General features: G+C 24.5%; 1 protein-coding gene. It reads right to left on the bottom strand.

Translation table 11 applies throughout. The annotated features are described in order from the left end of the window. Positions 1 to 367, bottom strand: a 367-nt coding sequence (locus tag ELQ06_RS08570) for a DUF2972 domain-containing protein (RefSeq protein ID WP_002905365.1), incomplete at both ends; no start/stop codon positions are given.

The following is a 367-nucleotide window of genomic DNA, read 5'->3' as shown; positions in this document are numbered from 1 at the left end:
ATCCAACTCCTTGCACATTTTTTCAAATTCTTGATAGTATTTCCAAGAAGCTACTATATCTGGACGATGTTGTTTAATATGAACAAGTTCTTTATCTAATATGTTTTTTAACTTAACTCTTAATTCTTTATTTTCTTTTAAATAGTTTAACACGTCTTTTTCTTTAAATAATTTAGCTTTTTCTAGGTCTATTCTCTCTTCTAAAGCTTCAATAAAATTATTCAAATATCTTTTAGTAACATCAAATAGCTTAGAATCTTGCTTTAAACGCCCAAATTCTTGTGGTTTTAAAAATATTCCCAAATTTTCATATTTCAAAGGTTTATCAAAAAATTCTTTAGTAAAGTTGATATATTCTTTAGATTGT

The sequence above is a fragment of the Campylobacter sp. CH246 genome (assembly GCF_004378835.1).
GTDB lineage: Bacteria > Campylobacterota > Campylobacteria > Campylobacterales > Campylobacteraceae > Campylobacter_D > Campylobacter_D jejuni.
Note: the sequence above shows the minus strand (reverse complement) of the source record. Positions and strands in the feature narration are given on the sequence as shown.